Source organism: Oceanobacillus sojae, assembly GCF_007991515.1.
In the GTDB taxonomy this organism is placed as follows: domain Bacteria; phylum Bacillota; class Bacilli; order Bacillales; family Amphibacillaceae; genus Oceanobacillus; species Oceanobacillus sojae.
Map to the genome: position 1 here is coordinate 39,297 of NZ_BJYM01000006.1, position 16,510 is coordinate 55,806.

The following is a 16,510-nucleotide window of genomic DNA, read 5'->3' on the forward strand; positions in this document are numbered from 1 at the left end:
TCTTTTTACCAAGGTACATTTCCTTGCCCTGTTCTTAAAATTTTTGCCTCAATATCAAAAGTTACTTCTACGGAAGGAAATCTTTCCTCCCAGTCTTTTTTTATTCCCTTCCATTGTTCAGGGTGCTTCCGTCTAAATTCTTCACCAAATTCGATAATGTCTGCTTTCATCTCTTTCTGCACTATTTCTAGAGTATCTGTTAGACGTGTTTCAATCGCTTCTGCTAACTCCTTTTCCAGTATTCTTTGTTTTTCGATTTCATTTAAATCCCAATTCGTTTTATTCTGTATCACATCATCTATCGTTTCAATCTGGACAGTCATTTTCAATTGGTTGCCGTCTATCTCAGGTATCAACTTTGTTGTTCCCTTAATTAAATTCATAGAAATAAGACCGTCTGCATTTTCTGGTTGTACCGTGACCGTAGCTTCTTTTATCTCATCTCTAAACCAGAGTACTCCTCTAGTTAACCGATCATCAATGGAACCGACCATTTTCCCGTTTTTTAAGATAGCTGATTGATTAATATACGCATTCGTTTCTAAGGGCTGTTCCCCCTCTTCAGGTGGTAATTTATCAACCATAGGAAGAATGGCAGCGTCCGATTCTCCTTTCAACATTTCCATTAAATCAAATAATGTTACTTTCATTAACACTTCTGATTTAGCTAATTCTATTAATACCTCAGAAGAACTTCTTTCTAAAGGCGGAAGCAAAGCCATAATATCTTTCGCACTTCCCTCGCTAATAAATACGTAACTTCTCAACCGCGGCTCAGGATGACGGATTAAAAAATCTAATTCTTCACGAATTCCTGTCTCGGCTAAAGCTTTATTAATCACAATCGCTTTCGTATGACTCCAGAGAATTTCTCTTGGAAGTTGTGTATCAAGATCCTCAATGGCTTTTGGTATCGATATGCCTTTTCCTGTTTGATGAATCATTTTATTGCCCCCTACCTGGCTGCTCTCTCCCCCCATTCCCTCGCCACCATCACTGTTTGGAGAATGTATCTCAACTGTTACTTCTATTTCTCCATCTTCCGTTTGATCCAATCCCACTCCAGTTACAACCCAAAGATCATTGGTCTCCCTTCGGTCCCAACAACCCGTGAGCAAAAATAAGGAGATACCGATAAGCCATATTATTTTCAGCCGCTTCACTTTTTCTCCCTGCCTTTCTGCTTAAAAATCTTCATTTTACGTATGTAAGCTATCGAAAGCAGGAACATGGGGATAATCAGTCCATACACCAAAGTATCTGTTAACCCATGGGAAACCTCATGAAAATGTTCGGATGCCTCTGCGGAATTAAGAAACGCCTGTATCGCAAACACCCCAATCAGAAAACCGGTCGGCAGGACAAGAGAGCGGTAGTTGGAGAGGTTAAACCACTGAGCCGTACCCAGCACTAAAGCATAGTAAAACACACAAATTTTGATAAATGTCCCTGCAATCCAAATCGCCATAACAATTGCTTCGAGATGAGACAAAAATTCGGCTATGCTAATATATCTCGCCGCGCTCATAAGTGGGGCAGTAAAATTTCCTGTTACACGTCCAAAGACCAAAATAACGATGATATTAGTAAGCACTAATGTTATCGTAACAGCTAATACCGAAATGCCTCCCCATTTCATTCCTTTTTCTCGATTTGTTAAATATGGAAAGAAAAAATAGATAATTCCAAATTGAGCAAACCATGTGTATAAAGCCAAAGAACCTTTAACGGAAGGCATTATACCATTCTCCATCACTGGTAGCATCCGCTTTATCTCTATATCTGGAAGGAGTAATACGACGATGACCAAAAAAAGCAAGAAAAAAACTGGGAAGACCATTTCAGACAGTCTTCCTATAACCTCAAGTCCTCCATGTACTGCAAACGCACACAACAGGATCATCATACCTATTACCACATACTTTGGAGTATGGGGGAGGAATTCACTAACCACAAATTCTCCATATTGCCAAACCATCACACTGATTGAAGTATACAGTAACAGCAATAAGATAAAACCGATTACCTTACCAAAAAAGACACCAAGAATATGTTCGCTGTATTGCATAATCGTATCGTCCGGATAAAGCTTGTGTAATTTATATGCAATATATACACTTAGCAAACCTAAAGGAAAAGCCCAAAGAGGAGAGATCCAAATATCCTGCTGCGCAGCATCAAAGACTGTTTTGGGAATGAAAAGAATCCCCGTTGCTATAATAGCGTGATACATCATCACGCTCATCTGTGAAGCTGATATTTTTCCTTTCTCTATCATTTATTTCACCACCTCTAGGTCATTCTTCCCCGCTTTCCTTTTCGGGAAAAGGCTTCTGGTTAGAAGATTGCCGATATTTATTATATTCTCCCGTTAAATGGGGGCGCGTATTTAATTTCCATAAAGGAGCCCGTATTAAAGTATCTTTCAGATCTCTTCTTTTCATTGGAGCCATTGGAGAGAGATAAGGCACACCAAAAGAACGTAACGTACTCAGATGTATTATTATAGCCAAAAGTCCTATCATGATGCCTAGCAGCCCGAACGTTCCTGCCAGTAACATAATTGGAAAACGTAATAATCTGAAAGGAATAGCAATATTGTAACGTGGAATTGTAAAAGAAGCGATACCAGTAAGGGCAACAACCATGACCATGGGATCTGAGACTAAACCAGCAGCTACCGCTGCTTGGCCAATAACCAATGCTCCTACAATACTAACGGCAGCACCTACTTGTTTAGGAAGTCTAAGCCCTGCTTCCCGCAACCCTTCAAATGTAATCTCCATAAGCAAAGCTTCCACCAGCGCAGGAAATGGAATTGCTTCGCGTGAATCGACCATGGTAAGCAGTAATGTAGTCGGTACCATCTCTTGGTGATAGGTAATCACAGCAACATATAAAGATGGTAACAGGAGAGAAATAAATAAAAATAAAAAACGTAACCAGCGGGTTGCCGTAGATATTATGAAATGATGATAATAATCTTCTCCAGATTGAAATAAGGAATAGAATGTGGTTGGAGCAATCAAAACAAAGGGCGTACCATCCACAACAATGACCACACGTCCTTCCAGCAAATTAGAAACTGCTGTATCAGGTCGCTCTGTAACAAGTACTTGTGGAAACGGAGAGTAAGAATTGTCTTGAATTAATTCTTCTATGTACCCAGATTCTAATATTCCATCAATGTCAATTCGTTTAATACGTTGAGTGATTTCTTCAATCAGTGTTTCATCTGATAAATCTTGAATATAAGTTATCATAATTGTAGTTTGTGTGTAACTCCCCACTTTTAAGGTTTTCATTTTTAGTTGGGGACTTTTGATCTTTCTTCGCAACAAAGAGGTATTAACCTCCACACTCTCCGTAAAACCTTCACGAGGCCCTCTAACTACCAACTCACCAGACGGTTCTTCAATGGCACGCTTCTCCCATTTAGCCAATCCCAATGCATATCCTTGTTGGTCACCATCCAGTAATAAAATAGGGTTACCAACGGATAATTGTTCAACACAGGTGTCAAAAGATTCAATCTTTGTTATCTCGGCAACAGATACTCTCTGTTCAATCAATAATCTGGGATTTACAGATTTCTGATCGGTTTGTTGCATAAGCGGTGTTAATACATTACTGTCTATTTCTTCAATATTTGACATACCTTTTATGTAAACTAATTGAGCCTTTATCTGATCAGCAATTACAAATGAACGGAAAATAACATCTGAGCAATCTTCATAAAGAAAATTTAGCACTTCTGTATTTTTCTCCAAATTAGAATAAAGAGGTTTTAAAACCTCTTCATCAATCTGCCGTTCTTTATTTCGATTAAATTTAAATTTTTTTCGATTAAACATAAGAATCCCACTTTCTTATGGTCTCTGAACATTCATATTATATGGAGATATCTTCCCAGTAGTATCTCACTTATTTTTAAATTTATTCCCTGTTAAGAAATGCTATATACTTTCATTAGCTCATGACAGAGCAAAATTTTAAACCTAACTTTAAATTGATAAATGTATTGAATCAGATTTTAGTAACTAGATACCTAGAAATTAGTAGAGTGAATGGAAGAAGTCACTTGATATCATTTGTATTTTACTTCTAGATCCATTTGTGCGTTTATAGTCATTTTAACAGTTGGGTGAGTCAAAGGAGGATGAATGGATCAAAATTCGAATATGATTAAATAAAGGATCTTTAATAATTTATTCATAAACAGGGATTAAAATATTTTATTTAAGAAATTTAAGATTTTAAATAAAATGTCGATTAAGATTTTCCTCTGTTAACTATATATTGAAAGTCGTACAAGACTTTTCTTTCTAAACGATTCCCTAAAAAGCAAGAACAAAGCAGAAAGAAATATTCTGGTTTTAGTCTTGTTTTTCTTATTGTAAAACCTGTTTTCCTGTTTCTCTTGCTTACATGTCAATTTGTAAAGGTTGATTGTAATTCCTTGAAATTGACGCGTTCTTCACGTTTATTATTGCTGTTTCGGATATCAGTATATTTGGGATTGGCGCTTGGTTGGTGTGTTGTCTTGTTTGTGCTGTGTTGGAAAGCAGGTAGTTTAAGAATATGAAGTATGAGGGAGCGGTTTAGGGGTACTTCGACAGAAAGAATGTCAAATTTTCATACTTTCAAATCCAATAATACAATTGACTCGCCTTAATCCCTTGTTCTCGACACCATGTGGCAACTTTGCATTTCACTGGCTTTCCAAGCATCGTACCTTGTTTTCCATTCTATTTTTTCTTCTTTTGTCATCGTATAACCTTTGAATGATTTTCTATGGAGATTATCTCATGCGTGATTTATAACTTGTAGGCGGGGACTATTTGACGCTTACTTTTAAATTAATTTAAAAAAAGATTAACAATTGTTTACAATACCCTTATTCTTTATTAACAATTGAACGTTACAATCAGTAGTGAAAATGAAAAAGTAATATGTGTAGTCAGTTATGTAGCCTAAACAATAGCTATTACTAGTATGCATATATACATAGTACATTTTGATTCATTTTTAATAGCTGAGTGTTAATTAATTGGCGGGCAAATGGAGGGGGATTTATTATAATCTTTGTTAAAAATATGGTGCTTTAAGTGATATAAGAACTTATCTGGATCTCTTCTGGAAATAATACAAGACAAAATGAACGGGGGAAACCAAATGAAACGGTGGTTGCAAATAGCTTTATTTATCATTCTTATCTCTTTCCTTGCTGCATGTAATAGTGAAGCTGCAGGAAATGAAAGTAACGAAGATGGAAAAACAGTAATTGAGTATTGGCATGTGAACGCGGAAACACAAGGAGGGCAAACTGTTACAGAGCTTGTGGAAGAGTTTAATGCCCAAAGTGATACCGTAGAGGTTGTCGCTAAATATAATCCCGATATGTATAAAGGCTTGATGCAGAATATGCAAGCTGAAGCTGCTGCAGGTAATTCTCCAGCTGTTGTACAAATCGGATGGGCTTTTATGGATTATTTCTCTGGAAATTTCGAGTATACTCCTCCGCAAAATGTAATTGATGAACATTTTCCAGATGACGCAACATTCCTTGAAGATCACTTCCTGCCGAATGTAATGGATCTTGCGAAGAATTCAGATGGTGAACAGGTAGGTGTTCCTTATTCTCTCAGTACACCCGTTTTATATATTAATAAAGACATATTAAGGGAAGCAGGATTAGATACAGATGGACCACAAACATGGGAAGAGGTAAAGGAATTTTCTGAGGTGATTAAGGAGGAAACAGGAAATTACGGACTTTATTTTCAAGAACCTGCTGATAACTGGGCAACACAAGCCTTGCTTGAAAGTAATGGAGCATCGTTTATTAAGGATGGACAAGCAGCATTTGCATCAGAAGAAGGAATCGAAGCATATCAGTTCCTTACAGATATGATTGTAGAAGATGAGACGGCATTGCATATAGGCTGGGATCAAGGTGTGCAAAGCTTTATTGATGGGAGTGTAGCAATGGCTTATACAACTATTGCGCAGCGCTCCAATATTCAGGATAATGCACAGTTTGATGTCGCGGCAGTTGAATCACCTGCATGGGAAGGAAAAGAAGTAAAGCTTCCTGCTGGAGGAGCAATGCTTGCTATTACTGCTCAAGAAGAAGAGGAACAAAAAGCTGCGTGGGAGTTTATGAGTTATCTATATAGTGTGGAAGCAATGGCTGAATGGACGAAAGGGACAGGTTATGTACCACCACGTCATGATGTATCAGAAGCAGAAAATGGGTTAAATACTTATTTAGAAGAAAATGAAATGATGACTCCTGCAATCAATCAAATGGATGGGGTGGTCCCTTGGGCTTCTTTCCCTGGTAATGCCGGATTACAAGCAGAGCAAATGCTGCTTGACTTGCGGGAACAACTATTAGAAGGCAGTATCTCCCCAGAAGAAGGATTGAAAACGACACAAGACGAAATCAATGCTTTACTGCCATAGCCATGTAAAAAAAGGTTTTGGAAGAGGGGTGTCCTTCTTCCGATTTCTTTAAAAACTGAAGTAAGTGGAGGAACGATAAAATGAGTTCGTTAACTGCGGCAAAGGGAAAACTGCATATTAACAGAGAGAATGCATTTGGTTACTTGTTGCTCATCCCTTCTATTATTATTTTTGCTGTTTTTACCTTTTGGCCATTTATCTATACAATATATTTAAGTTTTTTTGAATGGAATATGATTAGTCCGACTAAAGAATTTGTTGGATTAAAAAACTATACAGAAGTTCTTAGTGATCCAAAGACCTATCGTATCCTAGGAAATACGTTCCTCTACATTATTTTATTGTTAATCATTAATTGCGTCATTCCATATATTTTTGCATTTGTGATTGATCTTGTGCTGCGTAAATATAAAAATTTTTATAAAGGTGCTTTGTTTTTACCGGCATTTATTTCACTTGTAGTAGGCTCTATTTTATTCACATGGATATTAAATCCGGTTTCAGGTCCTGTAGCTATCCTTTTTAATTGGTTTGGTTTGGAAATTCCTAATTGGACGAAGGCAGAAGGCTGGATCATTGTTGTATTGAGTTTGATTACCTCCTGGAAGGTTTTTGGATACAATTTTATCCTCTTATATGCATCCATTAATGGGATATCTAGAGAAATCATTGAAGCAGCAAGGATGGATAACGTTTCGCTCGTACGTATATTTTTTCAAATTATTTTGCCGATGAGTAGCGCCACAGGTATATATGTATTTATTATCACCATTGTTCAGAGCTTGCAATATGTATTTACCCCCGTAAAAGTTATTTCACAAGGCGGTCCGGATTATGCGAGTTCGAACTTGATCTATCATGCTTACCATGAAGCTTTTGTTGTCTATCGTACAGGGCATTCAGCAGCTATATCAATTGTTACCATGGCGTTATTTTTGTTACTGCTGTTTCTTGAATTTAGATATGTAGAGCGGGGGGTTTATTATGAAAATTAATCGGCGTGTAGAAAATGTTTGGCATCTCATTTTCATAATAACGATTCTGATTATGATTTTACCAGTTATCTATGCGATTGGGATGTCCTTTAAACCATTACATGATGCGTATAATAACGTTCTAAATATCATTCCAATCCATGCCACTTTGGAAAATTATATAACGTTATTTGATACGTTGCCGATTTTTCGAATTACATGGAATACGTTTATAGTTGCTACGGTTGCTACTATTTTTAAATTGATCACTGCCTTTTTAGCAGCGTATGCTTTTGTTTATTTTTCGTTTAAAGGAAAAGAAATTTTGTACTTTCTATTAATTGGTACCATTTTTATTCCTTTTACCGTAACGATGATACCAAACTATCTAATCATTTCAAATTTGGGAATGCTTGATAATGTTTGGGGAGTTATTCTTCCGCAGTTGGCAGATGCTGTGGGGATTTTCCTGATTCGTCAATCGATGAAAAATATTCCCCTTTCTCTGATCGAAGTAGCGAGGCTAGATAATATGAGTCATGGAAGAATTATGAAAGATATTGTATTGCCGCTCGTGCGTCCAGCCATCACTTCTGTTGGTATTTGGTTCTTTATTAGTACATGGAATGAGTTTGTATGGCCTGTGCTTATTTTAAAGACAACAGAGAATTTTACGTTGCCTTTAGCGTTACAAATGTTCATTAGCTCTGAAGGTGGAACTAATTTCACCGTTGCAATGGCCGTATCCGTGATTACAATGATTATTCCACTTATTTTATATTTGTCATTTCAAAAGTATATTATTGGAACGTTTACGTCATCTGGTATTAAGTAATGGAGGGGAATGTAGTGAAGGAAATAAAATTCGAGAATGTAAGGAAGGTATATGGTGACACAGAAGTAGTAAAGGATTTGAATTTTACGGTGAGAGAAGGAGAACGATTAATCTTACTCGGTCCTTCTGGGTGTGGGAAGTCAACTATATTAAGAATGATTGCTGGACTAGAAGAAATAACGTCAGGAAATTTATATATGAATGGACAAAGGGTAAACGATACGCCAAGTGGAAAACGAAATGTTTCAATGGTATTCCAAAATTACGCATTATATCCGCATATGACCGTGAAACAGAATATTATGTATGCCCTGAAAGTCAAAAAGATTGAAAAGAAAGAAATAGAACGGCGGTTTGATTTTGTATTGGAAATGCTCCAACTGAGAGGGTATGAAAATCGTTTGCCAAAACAGCTTTCAGGTGGGCAACGACAACGGGTAGCACTAGCTCGTGCAACAGTGAATAGAAGTGATTTTTTCCTTCTGGATGAACCATTATCTAATTTAGATGCGCAGCTTCGGGTTTCTGCACGCAAGGAGCTGATGAAAATTCATGAAATGTTTGGCCAGACCATTGTTTATGTAACACATGATCAGATAGAAGCAACCACATTTGCTGATAGGATTGTGCTGATGTATAACGGGGAATTACAAATGATCGATACACCTGATAATGTGTATCATCGGCCTGCTAATGTATTTACTGCTAAGTTTATTGGTTCCCCGCCAACAAATATTTTGAATATAGAATATGACCATGGCGCCGTCCGCATAGGGAGTCAATCTTTCTTGCTAAATGAGATATGGAAAGATTATGTGAACCAGACAGGAACGAATAAGCTATTATTCGGTATTCGACCAGAACATATTGAATTATCGCCTGTATCTGCCCAAAAAGGAGTTCGGGGCCAAGTGAAATATATTGAAAATCAGGGAAACAACTATGGTGTATATATAAATGTAGAAGGACAGGAAATTATCGCAATGAGTGAGAGTAAGAATTGGACAGACGGTCAGGATGTATATGTTTGCCCTGTTATGGAGAAAATCCATTTCTTTGATAAAGATACGGAAAGAAATATTGGCTATCCCCAAGGGTTAGAAATGAAAGATGGTATCACATATTCTAACGAGAGAAAGGTGAATGTATAATGACTAATCAAATCACATATTCCGATCTAATTCTATTAAATGAAGATATTCTAACAAATGCTCATCAATTGATTGATTGTGGAGCGGATAAGATTGAATTGATGATGGATGGACAAGCTTGGAATGATATGGAAGGCAGTTTTAAAGTGCTGGCAGAAGAATTGAAAAAGCTTCCTGTCGATTTTAGTGTTCATCCTCCAGCATGGGATATTAATTTAACTAGTGAAAATAGAGCTGTCAGGGAAACGGCATTTGATGAATATAAAAAAGCAATTGAATTTGCCGGAATGATTAGTGCGACACATGTAGTGATTCATCCCGGGTTTTGCTTTTCCCCGGTCTTTGATAAAAAGCAGGCAGAACAGCGGGCTGCTGCGTATATCAAACAACTCTGTGATATTGCTAAACCATTAGGTGTACAACTTGCTGTTGAAAATGTCGGTTATCAAGGGAGCGCTCTATTTAGCGAAGAGGAATTTGGTCATTTTCTAGACGAGATAGATGATACAGCGGGCTATTTAATTGATATTGGACATGCCCAGTTGGATAATTGGAATATACCTAAAGTTATCCAAGCTGTAAAAGGTAGATTATTAGGGCTTCATATTCACGATAATTTTGGAGAAGCAGATGAACATCTCCCAATTGGAAAGGGAAAAATCAATTGGGATGACATTTTAGATGCTTTAAATGATATTCATCCAGACTGTGAATTGATTTTAGAATATGCACCAGGAACACCTTTAGAACATCTTCGTCATGGGAAGACATTTTTGAAACAAAAACATATTGTAGGTTAAAAAGAAAACAGAATATAAAAGGCGAATGATAAACAAAGAAGGTATTATTATTCGTCTTTTTATATAAGCTAATAAGATGCTATTCTGTTGAGCTCTTGTTACTTATTGATATTATGATAACTCCTAACAATGCCAATTTTGCCTCCGTATATTGATAAAAAGCTTATGTTTAAAAGGAAGTGAAATGAAAATGTTGGAAATTATGTAATTCGGTATACACCTCCTTTGATTTTACGCGGTATCCTGCCTTATTATTTTATTCAACATTCTGCAAGAAGTAGCATGTTTGATGCGCTTGGTTATATTGGCTAAATTAAAGACTTTAATACAACTATCTCGGATATTTATACACTTAAAGTAGAAGAAGCAATCAAGGTCTTTGCAGAAAAGGTTGTAGTTATTGAAGTGAGCATATCTGTCAAGAAAAAGGATCAGGATATTTGGTACCCTAGTAATGAAATGTTGGAAATGGCTTATCACTATGTCGTATTTATTTCATTTGATTCTGATGTGTACACTCCAAATCGGATTAGTGATGATTGGGAGGAGGTTCGTCAGCGGTTGGTGATAAAGATATAGAGAATGATAGGATGAAAATTAACAATAATGAAATAGGTAAAACTTTGAACCGTTTGACTTGGCGAATACTGAGAGTTTATTTCAGATTAGGAGAAGAACGACTAATTTTAAATATCCTGATTCAAAATGGAAGCTGTTACCCATTGGACTATCCGGTAACAGCTTTTTAAACATGTACTCGTTGAAGAATAAATAAATTAGATACTACGGCTTAAATGAATAAATATATTAACAGCATCCGATTTCTATTACTGTTGCATTTCATTGTATTTAAGTATGGTCCTTATGGATAGTCATTATTTATCGATTGAAAAAGGCTTTCTGTATGGATTCTTTGGTTAGATGAGTTTCTTTAATGCATCAATAGCAAACTTAATATCACTTTTTGTATTATAAAAGTGAGGAGCTATGCGAATTACATCTGCCCTGGCGGAAATCAAGATATTATCTTTCTTTAATTCTTCTTCTATGCCATTTGCATTATCTACTTTTATTGCTGTATTAGACCCTTTTAACACTGGGTCTAACGGACTCGCTATTTCTAAATTATTTTTTGGCAATATTCAAGCGTAAATAGCGATAAATCCTCTAAGTATTTTTCTATATTTTTTACGCCAATTTCTAAAATAATATCAAGAGCATTATCTGCTGATAATCCATTTATCATAGAAAAAGTTCCAGTATCAAATCTTTGTGCTCCTTGGGCATAGTTTACTGCTTCAGCGTCAAAAGCGAATGGATTTTCTTGCACGAATCAACCAGTTATTTTTGGTTTTAACGTTTCAGCTATTTCCTTTTTAACATACAAAACGCAATTCCAGGAATACCAAGTAAATACTTTTGCATACCAGCAGCTAAAAAATCTATATTTATCTTTTTTACGTCAATATCTATTTGACCTGCTGATTGATAAGCATCTACAAAAATATAGCTGTCTTTTTCTTTTGTTTGATGTACAATATCTTCTAAATTTGATATGGCACCATTATAAAATGAAACATGGGGCACTGAAACTAGGAATGTGTTATCGGTTATTACTGATATTAGTTTTAATATCACGATGAAGTGCACTTTGAGAACAAAACTTGATAATTGTATCTTATTTGTTAAAATAGGAAATTTCTTCTACGTCGATTTGGATAATGAAGGGAAAGGAACATATCAAAAAAAGAAAAAAGCCAGCTTCTACTGGTATCAAGACGTAATAAAATCAAATGGAAATAATCTTTAAAAAAAAATGAAAAAGATTGTGAACTATGTATTTTTGAAACAATTCTCTAAATTATTTATGGAAAATCATTAATTTTCCATAAATAGTTGATATTCTGTCAATACAGGAAAATAGACAGACTATCTTCCTAAATTATGTACCATGTTTTACCCACTTTTTTAATATAGATATATTGTCTCTTTTTATTTTTTGACAAGATAATTCGCTTAAAGTGGCATGTCTAATATTCAGACATTAGCTATTTAAAGACTCTTAAATAAGCATAATTATATCAGCTATAACTTAAATAACCAATGCTCAAAACGCTGTCAAAGCAATGGATTTAACGATACTAATAAAAGAGCCACAAGTATTTCACTCAAAAATAAAGCCCTTTCATATTGACCTGCATCTGGATGTATGCTATTATACGGATAAATTCGAATATAGGTCACATGTTACTAACTTGATTAGGCATGGTGGTATTTTAAATAGGACAGATTTCCTATCTATACCTCCATGCCTTTTTTTGATGCTCTATAACATGAGACTATTTCGTAATTCAAGGAATACAAGATTACATGATAAAACAGGAAAGGACGATTTTACATGTTTAACAAACTAAAAAAGGAACAAAAAGCTAAGCTTTATGCTCCTGTAAACGGAAAAGTGGTCTCGTTAGAGGAAGTTCCCGACCCCGTATTCAGTGAAAAAATGATGGGTGAAGGAATTGCGATTACACCAACGGATGAAGTGATTTTTGCTCCGTTTGATGGAGAAATCGTGCAAATTCCCGAAACAAAACACGCAGTTGGTATCAAGGACAAAAAAGGCAATGAAGTCTTAATTCATATTGGGCTGGACACGGTTGATTTAGCAGGAGAAGGATTCACTACAAAAGTCAAAATTGGTGATTCAGTTTCAGTTGGCCAGCCGCTAATCGAACTCGATCTGGAATTCCTTCGAGAAAATGCGAAAGACCTTGTGACTCCTATCGTTATCACTAATAGTGTGAATAGTGAGAAGGAAATCCAATTAACAGAGGAAAAAGAAGCAAGTGCAGGTGAAACCGTTCTACTTACCATCACTAGCAAATAACACCAGCATGTAGAAGGTGAGGCTTGACAATGAAAGCAACGAAAATTCTCAACAATAATGCTGTTATCATCAATGATCAAGGACAGGAAAAAATAGCAATTGGCGGCGGTGTAGCCTTTAATAAAAACAAAAACGATATCATTAATCCAGCTAAAATAGAGAAACTGTTCGTGCTGGAAGGCAATGAAAAACTCGAACGATTGCTTCTCCGCATTCCGGAAGAACATTTTATTCTTTGTGAAGAAATCATAGCCTATGCTGAAGAGCAATTGCAGACCAAAATGAGCAGTCATATTCTTTTGGGCTTATCTGATCATTTATCCTTTGCGATTGAACGGGAAGAGCAAGGGATTCATTTAAAAAATAAGCTGATTCAGGAAATCAAAATTTTATACCGGGATGAGTTTAAGGTTGGATTATGGGCGATTCGTCATATCAAGGACAAGCTTGGTCTCGAAATGCCGATTGATGAAGCAGCCTTTATTGCGCTGCATCTCCACACAATGAAACTTGAAGGAGGTGATTTGCGCGAAACGATACGAGAAACAACCATTATTCGCAATATGGTAGAAGTTATCAAAACGACTCTCGACATTTCCATAAAAGAGGATGATCTGGCCTATGAACGGTTGATTATGCATTTGCGGTTCGCCTTGAACAGACCCAATCGTTACGATGTACACGTAATGGATAATGAAATGCTAACTATGATCCAGCACAAATTCAAAACTGCTTTTAATTGTGCAAAACGGGTGAGTAAGCATTTGTGTGATGCACACGGGATTCAATTGCCTGAAGAAGAAGTAGGTTATATCTCCCTTCATATCGAAAGACTTCGAAATTATTAAATCTAAAAGGAAGGTGTGTTTATGGACACCACAGAGCAATTAGCAAAGAAGCTGTTAGTCTTAATGGGGGGCGACGGGAATATAAGTTTCGTAACATATTGCGCTACCCGATTGCGGGTCTCCTTGAGAGACCGTACATTGGCCAAAAAAGAGGATATTGAGGCTCTGGATGATGTCCCGGGTGTTGTTGAAAGAGATGACACATTACAAATAGTTATTGGTACTAATGTTGGAGATGTTTATGATGCTTTCATGAAGGCATGGAAGACATCAGAGAATACCGGAGATGGAGAAGGCAGTTCTACGCAAATTAGCGGAAAGAAACGCGATTTGTTTAATCAATTTATTGCGTTAGTTGTAAGTATCTTTTCACCATTATTACCATTATTAGCTGGAGCAGGCCTTTTACGAGGATTTACGATTTTGGCAAATCAGCTGGGGTGGCTATCGACCGAGAGCACGACGAATTTGATTCTGGAGAATGCAGCAACAGCAGTCTTTTATTTCCTGCCGCTTCTAGTTGCTATGACTGCAGCTAAACGATTTAATACAAGCCCTTACATTGCTGTTGCGATTCTTGGTGCATTGATTATGCCGTCATTTATGGAATTGGTGCAAAATGACGAGGGTGGTAATTTAATAAGTTTTATGGGCATACCAATGCCTGTTTTTGATTACACAAGCCAGGTGATTCCGGCAATTATAATTGTTTGGATACAATCATTGATGGAGCATTTCATGAAAAGAAAGCTTCCACACAGCTTGCATATGATTGTAATTCCGACTGTCTTACTGTTTGTATTGGTGCCGATTACTATTGGTATAGTAGGACCAATAGGAAATTATGCAAGTATTGGAATTGCTAATGCTGTAGGGTGGTTAACTGGTATTAATCAAATTATTACAGGAGCTTTCATAGGCGGGATATGGAATATTTTAATTATGTTTGGTGTACATTGGGCTCCAAACACAATGGTGATTATACCTGAAATTGCTGAGACGGGAACCTCTGCACTTATTGCTTACGGGGCAACCGCGAATCTTGGCATGGCAGGCGCGGCATTTGCTGTATTTTTGCGCACTCGTAACATGGAATTGAAAGGGTTATCAGGAACTGCAATGGTCTCTGTTTTCTTATCAGGAATTGTGGAACCTGCTATCTATGGTTTGGGAATCAGATTCAAAACTCCATTAGTAGCAGGATGTTTAGGCGCTGCTCTTGGTGGAGCATTTATGGGAGCATTTAACGTTGTTGGAAATGCATTCGTTTTCGGAGGGCTGACAACTATTCCTGCGTTTGCGGGACCAACTTTATGGGCTTATATAGTCGGTCTGGCAATAGCTTTTTTCGGAGGTATGGTATTGACCTTACTGTTCGGAATTAAGGATCCAGAAGCAGAAATGTATAAAAAGAATTAAATACAAAAAGGGAGCTGATTGAATGAGTTTAAATACAAAAATACAAGGAATCTTAGGAATGGCAGCAATAGGTGATGCCATGGGAGCAGCTACTGAAAACCTGTCGTTTGAGCAAATACGCACACATTTTGGACAGCCAGTGAGTGAGTTTAAAAAGCCTGATAAGACGGCATTTGCACTAGGAAATGAAGCTGGACAAGTAACAGATGATTTTTCTCAAATATATTTTCTCAGCAAGGCAATTTTGGAAAATGATGGCGTGATAGACAAGGAAACTGTTAAAAAAGCCATTTTAGCTTGGTCCAATGTTCCGTGGTATTTTGACCGTTTCGCAGGACCTACAACTCGAGGGGCAATAAAGATGTATAAGGACTCAAAAGAGTCGGAACCAGCACCTTTACCCGGCGCTGTGACAGTAGACTATGCATCAAAAGCAACGAATGGTTCAGCAATGAAAATTGCTCCAGCAGGGATTTTGAATCCGAATGACTTGGAGGGAGCTATTGATGCTGCCATTATCGTTACACAAGTAACACACGATAATTCACTGGCAATTTCAGGAGCATGTGCCGTATCAGCAGCAGTAAGTGCATCTTTGGCACCTCATGCTACGGTGGATGAGGCGTTGAGTGCAGGATTTTATGGAGCTATTCGCGGTGAAACAAAAGCAAAAATAGTTTCTCGCGAAGTAGCAGGACCGAGTGTTGTAGAGCGAATCAAGCTGGCCTATAGTATAGCAGACGGTCATGGCACAAAAGAAGAGAAGCTGCGAAAGCTGTCACAGGTAGTGGGAAGTGGTTTACACATTTCGGAGGCTGTTCCCAGCGCATTTGGAATTATTGCTTTGAACAAGGAGAATCCTCTGCAGGCAGTAATCGATGCGGTGAACATAGGATATGATACGGACACGATTGCCGCTATTGTGGGATCTATGGTTGGAGCATTCGTGGATTTAAACAATGAAAAATTTGCATCTTTATATGAGACTGTACAAAAGGCGAATGATTTTGACATTGTCGAGCTGGCAAATCTATTAACAAATGTGGTGCAGGAGTCTGGGGGAAAAGGACGTTAATTGCTTAGTGGAAATTTATGGAATATATTATTATAACTTTTCGAGTCTAAAGA

General features: G+C 37.0%; 16 protein-coding genes. 10 read left to right on the forward strand and 6 right to left on the reverse strand.

Annotated elements, in window-relative coordinates:
- Positions 1-5: 5 nt before the first annotated feature.
- The 3 genes from OSO01_RS08360 to OSO01_RS08370 are packed head-to-tail and all read right to left on the reverse strand — an operon-like array spanning position 6 to position 3,854.
- Positions 6-1,163 (reverse strand): Ger(x)C family spore germination protein, encoded by a 1,158-nt coding sequence (locus tag OSO01_RS08360; RefSeq protein ID WP_147209986.1) that lies wholly within the window; start codon positions 1,161-1,163, stop codon positions 6-8.
- Positions 1,160-2,278 (reverse strand): GerAB/ArcD/ProY family transporter, encoded by a 1,119-nt coding sequence (locus tag OSO01_RS08365; RefSeq protein ID WP_147209987.1) that lies wholly within the window; start codon positions 2,276-2,278, stop codon positions 1,160-1,162. Before OSO01_RS08365 ends, OSO01_RS08360 begins: the two co-directional genes overlap by 4 nt.
- Positions 2,279-2,297: 19 nt before the next feature.
- Positions 2,298-3,854 (reverse strand): spore germination protein, encoded by a 1,557-nt coding sequence (locus tag OSO01_RS08370; protein WP_147209988.1) that lies wholly within the window; start codon positions 3,852-3,854, stop codon positions 2,298-2,300.
- Between the two features lie 1,321 nt (positions 3,855-5,175).
- Between OSO01_RS08370 and OSO01_RS08375 the strand changes: the two genes are divergently transcribed.
- The 6 genes from OSO01_RS08375 to OSO01_RS23275 all read left to right on the forward strand — a co-directional run bounded on the left by OSO01_RS08375 (position 5,176) and on the right by OSO01_RS23275 (position 10,807).
- Positions 5,176-6,468 carry an ABC transporter substrate-binding protein gene (locus OSO01_RS08375; protein ID WP_147209989.1) on the forward strand — a complete coding sequence of 431 codons (1,293 nt, stop codon included), beginning with the start codon at positions 5,176-5,178 and terminating at the stop codon, positions 6,466-6,468.
- An 80-nt stretch (positions 6,469-6,548) separates the two neighbouring features.
- Positions 6,549-7,463, forward strand: coding sequence for a carbohydrate ABC transporter permease (locus OSO01_RS08380; protein ID WP_147209990.1), 915 nt, complete (start codon positions 6,549-6,551; stop codon positions 7,461-7,463).
- Positions 7,453-8,277 carry a carbohydrate ABC transporter permease gene (locus OSO01_RS08385; RefSeq protein ID WP_147209991.1) on the forward strand — a complete coding sequence of 275 codons (825 nt, stop codon included), beginning with the start codon at positions 7,453-7,455 and terminating at the stop codon, positions 8,275-8,277. Before OSO01_RS08380 ends, OSO01_RS08385 begins: the two co-directional genes overlap by 11 nt.
- A gap of 14 nt (positions 8,278-8,291) precedes the next feature.
- The gene (locus tag OSO01_RS08390; protein WP_147209992.1) at positions 8,292-9,428 is read left to right on the forward strand and encodes an ABC transporter ATP-binding protein; all 1,137 of its coding nucleotides are present in this window, start codon (positions 8,292-8,294) and stop codon (positions 9,426-9,428) included.
- On the forward strand, positions 9,428-10,228 hold the full coding sequence (locus OSO01_RS08395) for a sugar phosphate isomerase/epimerase family protein (protein WP_147209993.1): 801 nt from the start codon (positions 9,428-9,430) through the stop codon (positions 10,226-10,228). Before OSO01_RS08390 ends, OSO01_RS08395 begins: the two co-directional genes overlap by 1 nt.
- A gap of 405 nt (positions 10,229-10,633) precedes the next feature.
- Positions 10,634-10,807 carry a hypothetical protein gene (locus tag OSO01_RS23275; protein WP_156985071.1) on the forward strand — a complete coding sequence of 58 codons (174 nt, stop codon included), beginning with the start codon at positions 10,634-10,636 and terminating at the stop codon, positions 10,805-10,807.
- 338 nt (positions 10,808-11,145) lie between these two features.
- On the opposite strand, the gene OSO01_RS24080 is transcribed toward OSO01_RS23275, so the two are convergent.
- Genes OSO01_RS24080 through OSO01_RS08410 form a run of 3 tightly spaced genes read right to left on the reverse strand, consistent with a single transcriptional unit; the run spans position 11,146 to position 11,866 of the window.
- On the reverse strand, positions 11,146-11,325 hold the full coding sequence (locus OSO01_RS24080) for a hypothetical protein (protein ID WP_371863289.1): 180 nt from the start codon (positions 11,323-11,325) through the stop codon (positions 11,146-11,148).
- A 23-nt stretch (positions 11,326-11,348) separates the two neighbouring features.
- On the reverse strand, positions 11,349-11,558 hold the full coding sequence (locus OSO01_RS08405; protein ID WP_147209995.1) for a hypothetical protein: 210 nt from the start codon (positions 11,556-11,558) through the stop codon (positions 11,349-11,351).
- Between the two features lie 35 nt (positions 11,559-11,593).
- A complete protein-coding gene (locus tag OSO01_RS08410) occupies positions 11,594-11,866 on the reverse strand; it encodes an aminotransferase class V-fold PLP-dependent enzyme (RefSeq protein WP_186813594.1) in 273 nt (90 codons plus the stop codon).
- A gap of 760 nt (positions 11,867-12,626) precedes the next feature.
- Here OSO01_RS08410 and OSO01_RS08415 point away from each other — a divergent pair.
- From OSO01_RS08415 to OSO01_RS08430, 4 genes are read left to right on the forward strand one after another with little or no spacing between them, the layout of a single operon-like run.
- Positions 12,627-13,115 carry a PTS sugar transporter subunit IIA gene (locus OSO01_RS08415; RefSeq protein ID WP_147209997.1) on the forward strand — a complete coding sequence of 163 codons (489 nt, stop codon included), beginning with the start codon at positions 12,627-12,629 and terminating at the stop codon, positions 13,113-13,115.
- Positions 13,116-13,144: 29 nt separating this feature from the next.
- Entirely contained in the window at positions 13,145-13,963 is an 819-nt protein-coding gene (locus OSO01_RS08420) for a PRD domain-containing protein (protein WP_147209998.1), read from the forward strand.
- A 21-nt stretch (positions 13,964-13,984) separates the two neighbouring features.
- On the forward strand, positions 13,985-15,382 hold the full coding sequence (locus tag OSO01_RS08425; RefSeq protein ID WP_147209999.1) for a PTS transporter subunit EIIC: 1,398 nt from the start codon (positions 13,985-13,987) through the stop codon (positions 15,380-15,382).
- 22 nt (positions 15,383-15,404) lie between these two features.
- Complete coding sequence (locus OSO01_RS08430) at positions 15,405-16,457, forward strand: ADP-ribosylglycohydrolase family protein (protein WP_147210000.1); 1,053 nt, start codon at positions 15,405-15,407, stop codon at positions 16,455-16,457.
- Positions 16,458-16,510 lie beyond the last annotated feature (53 nt).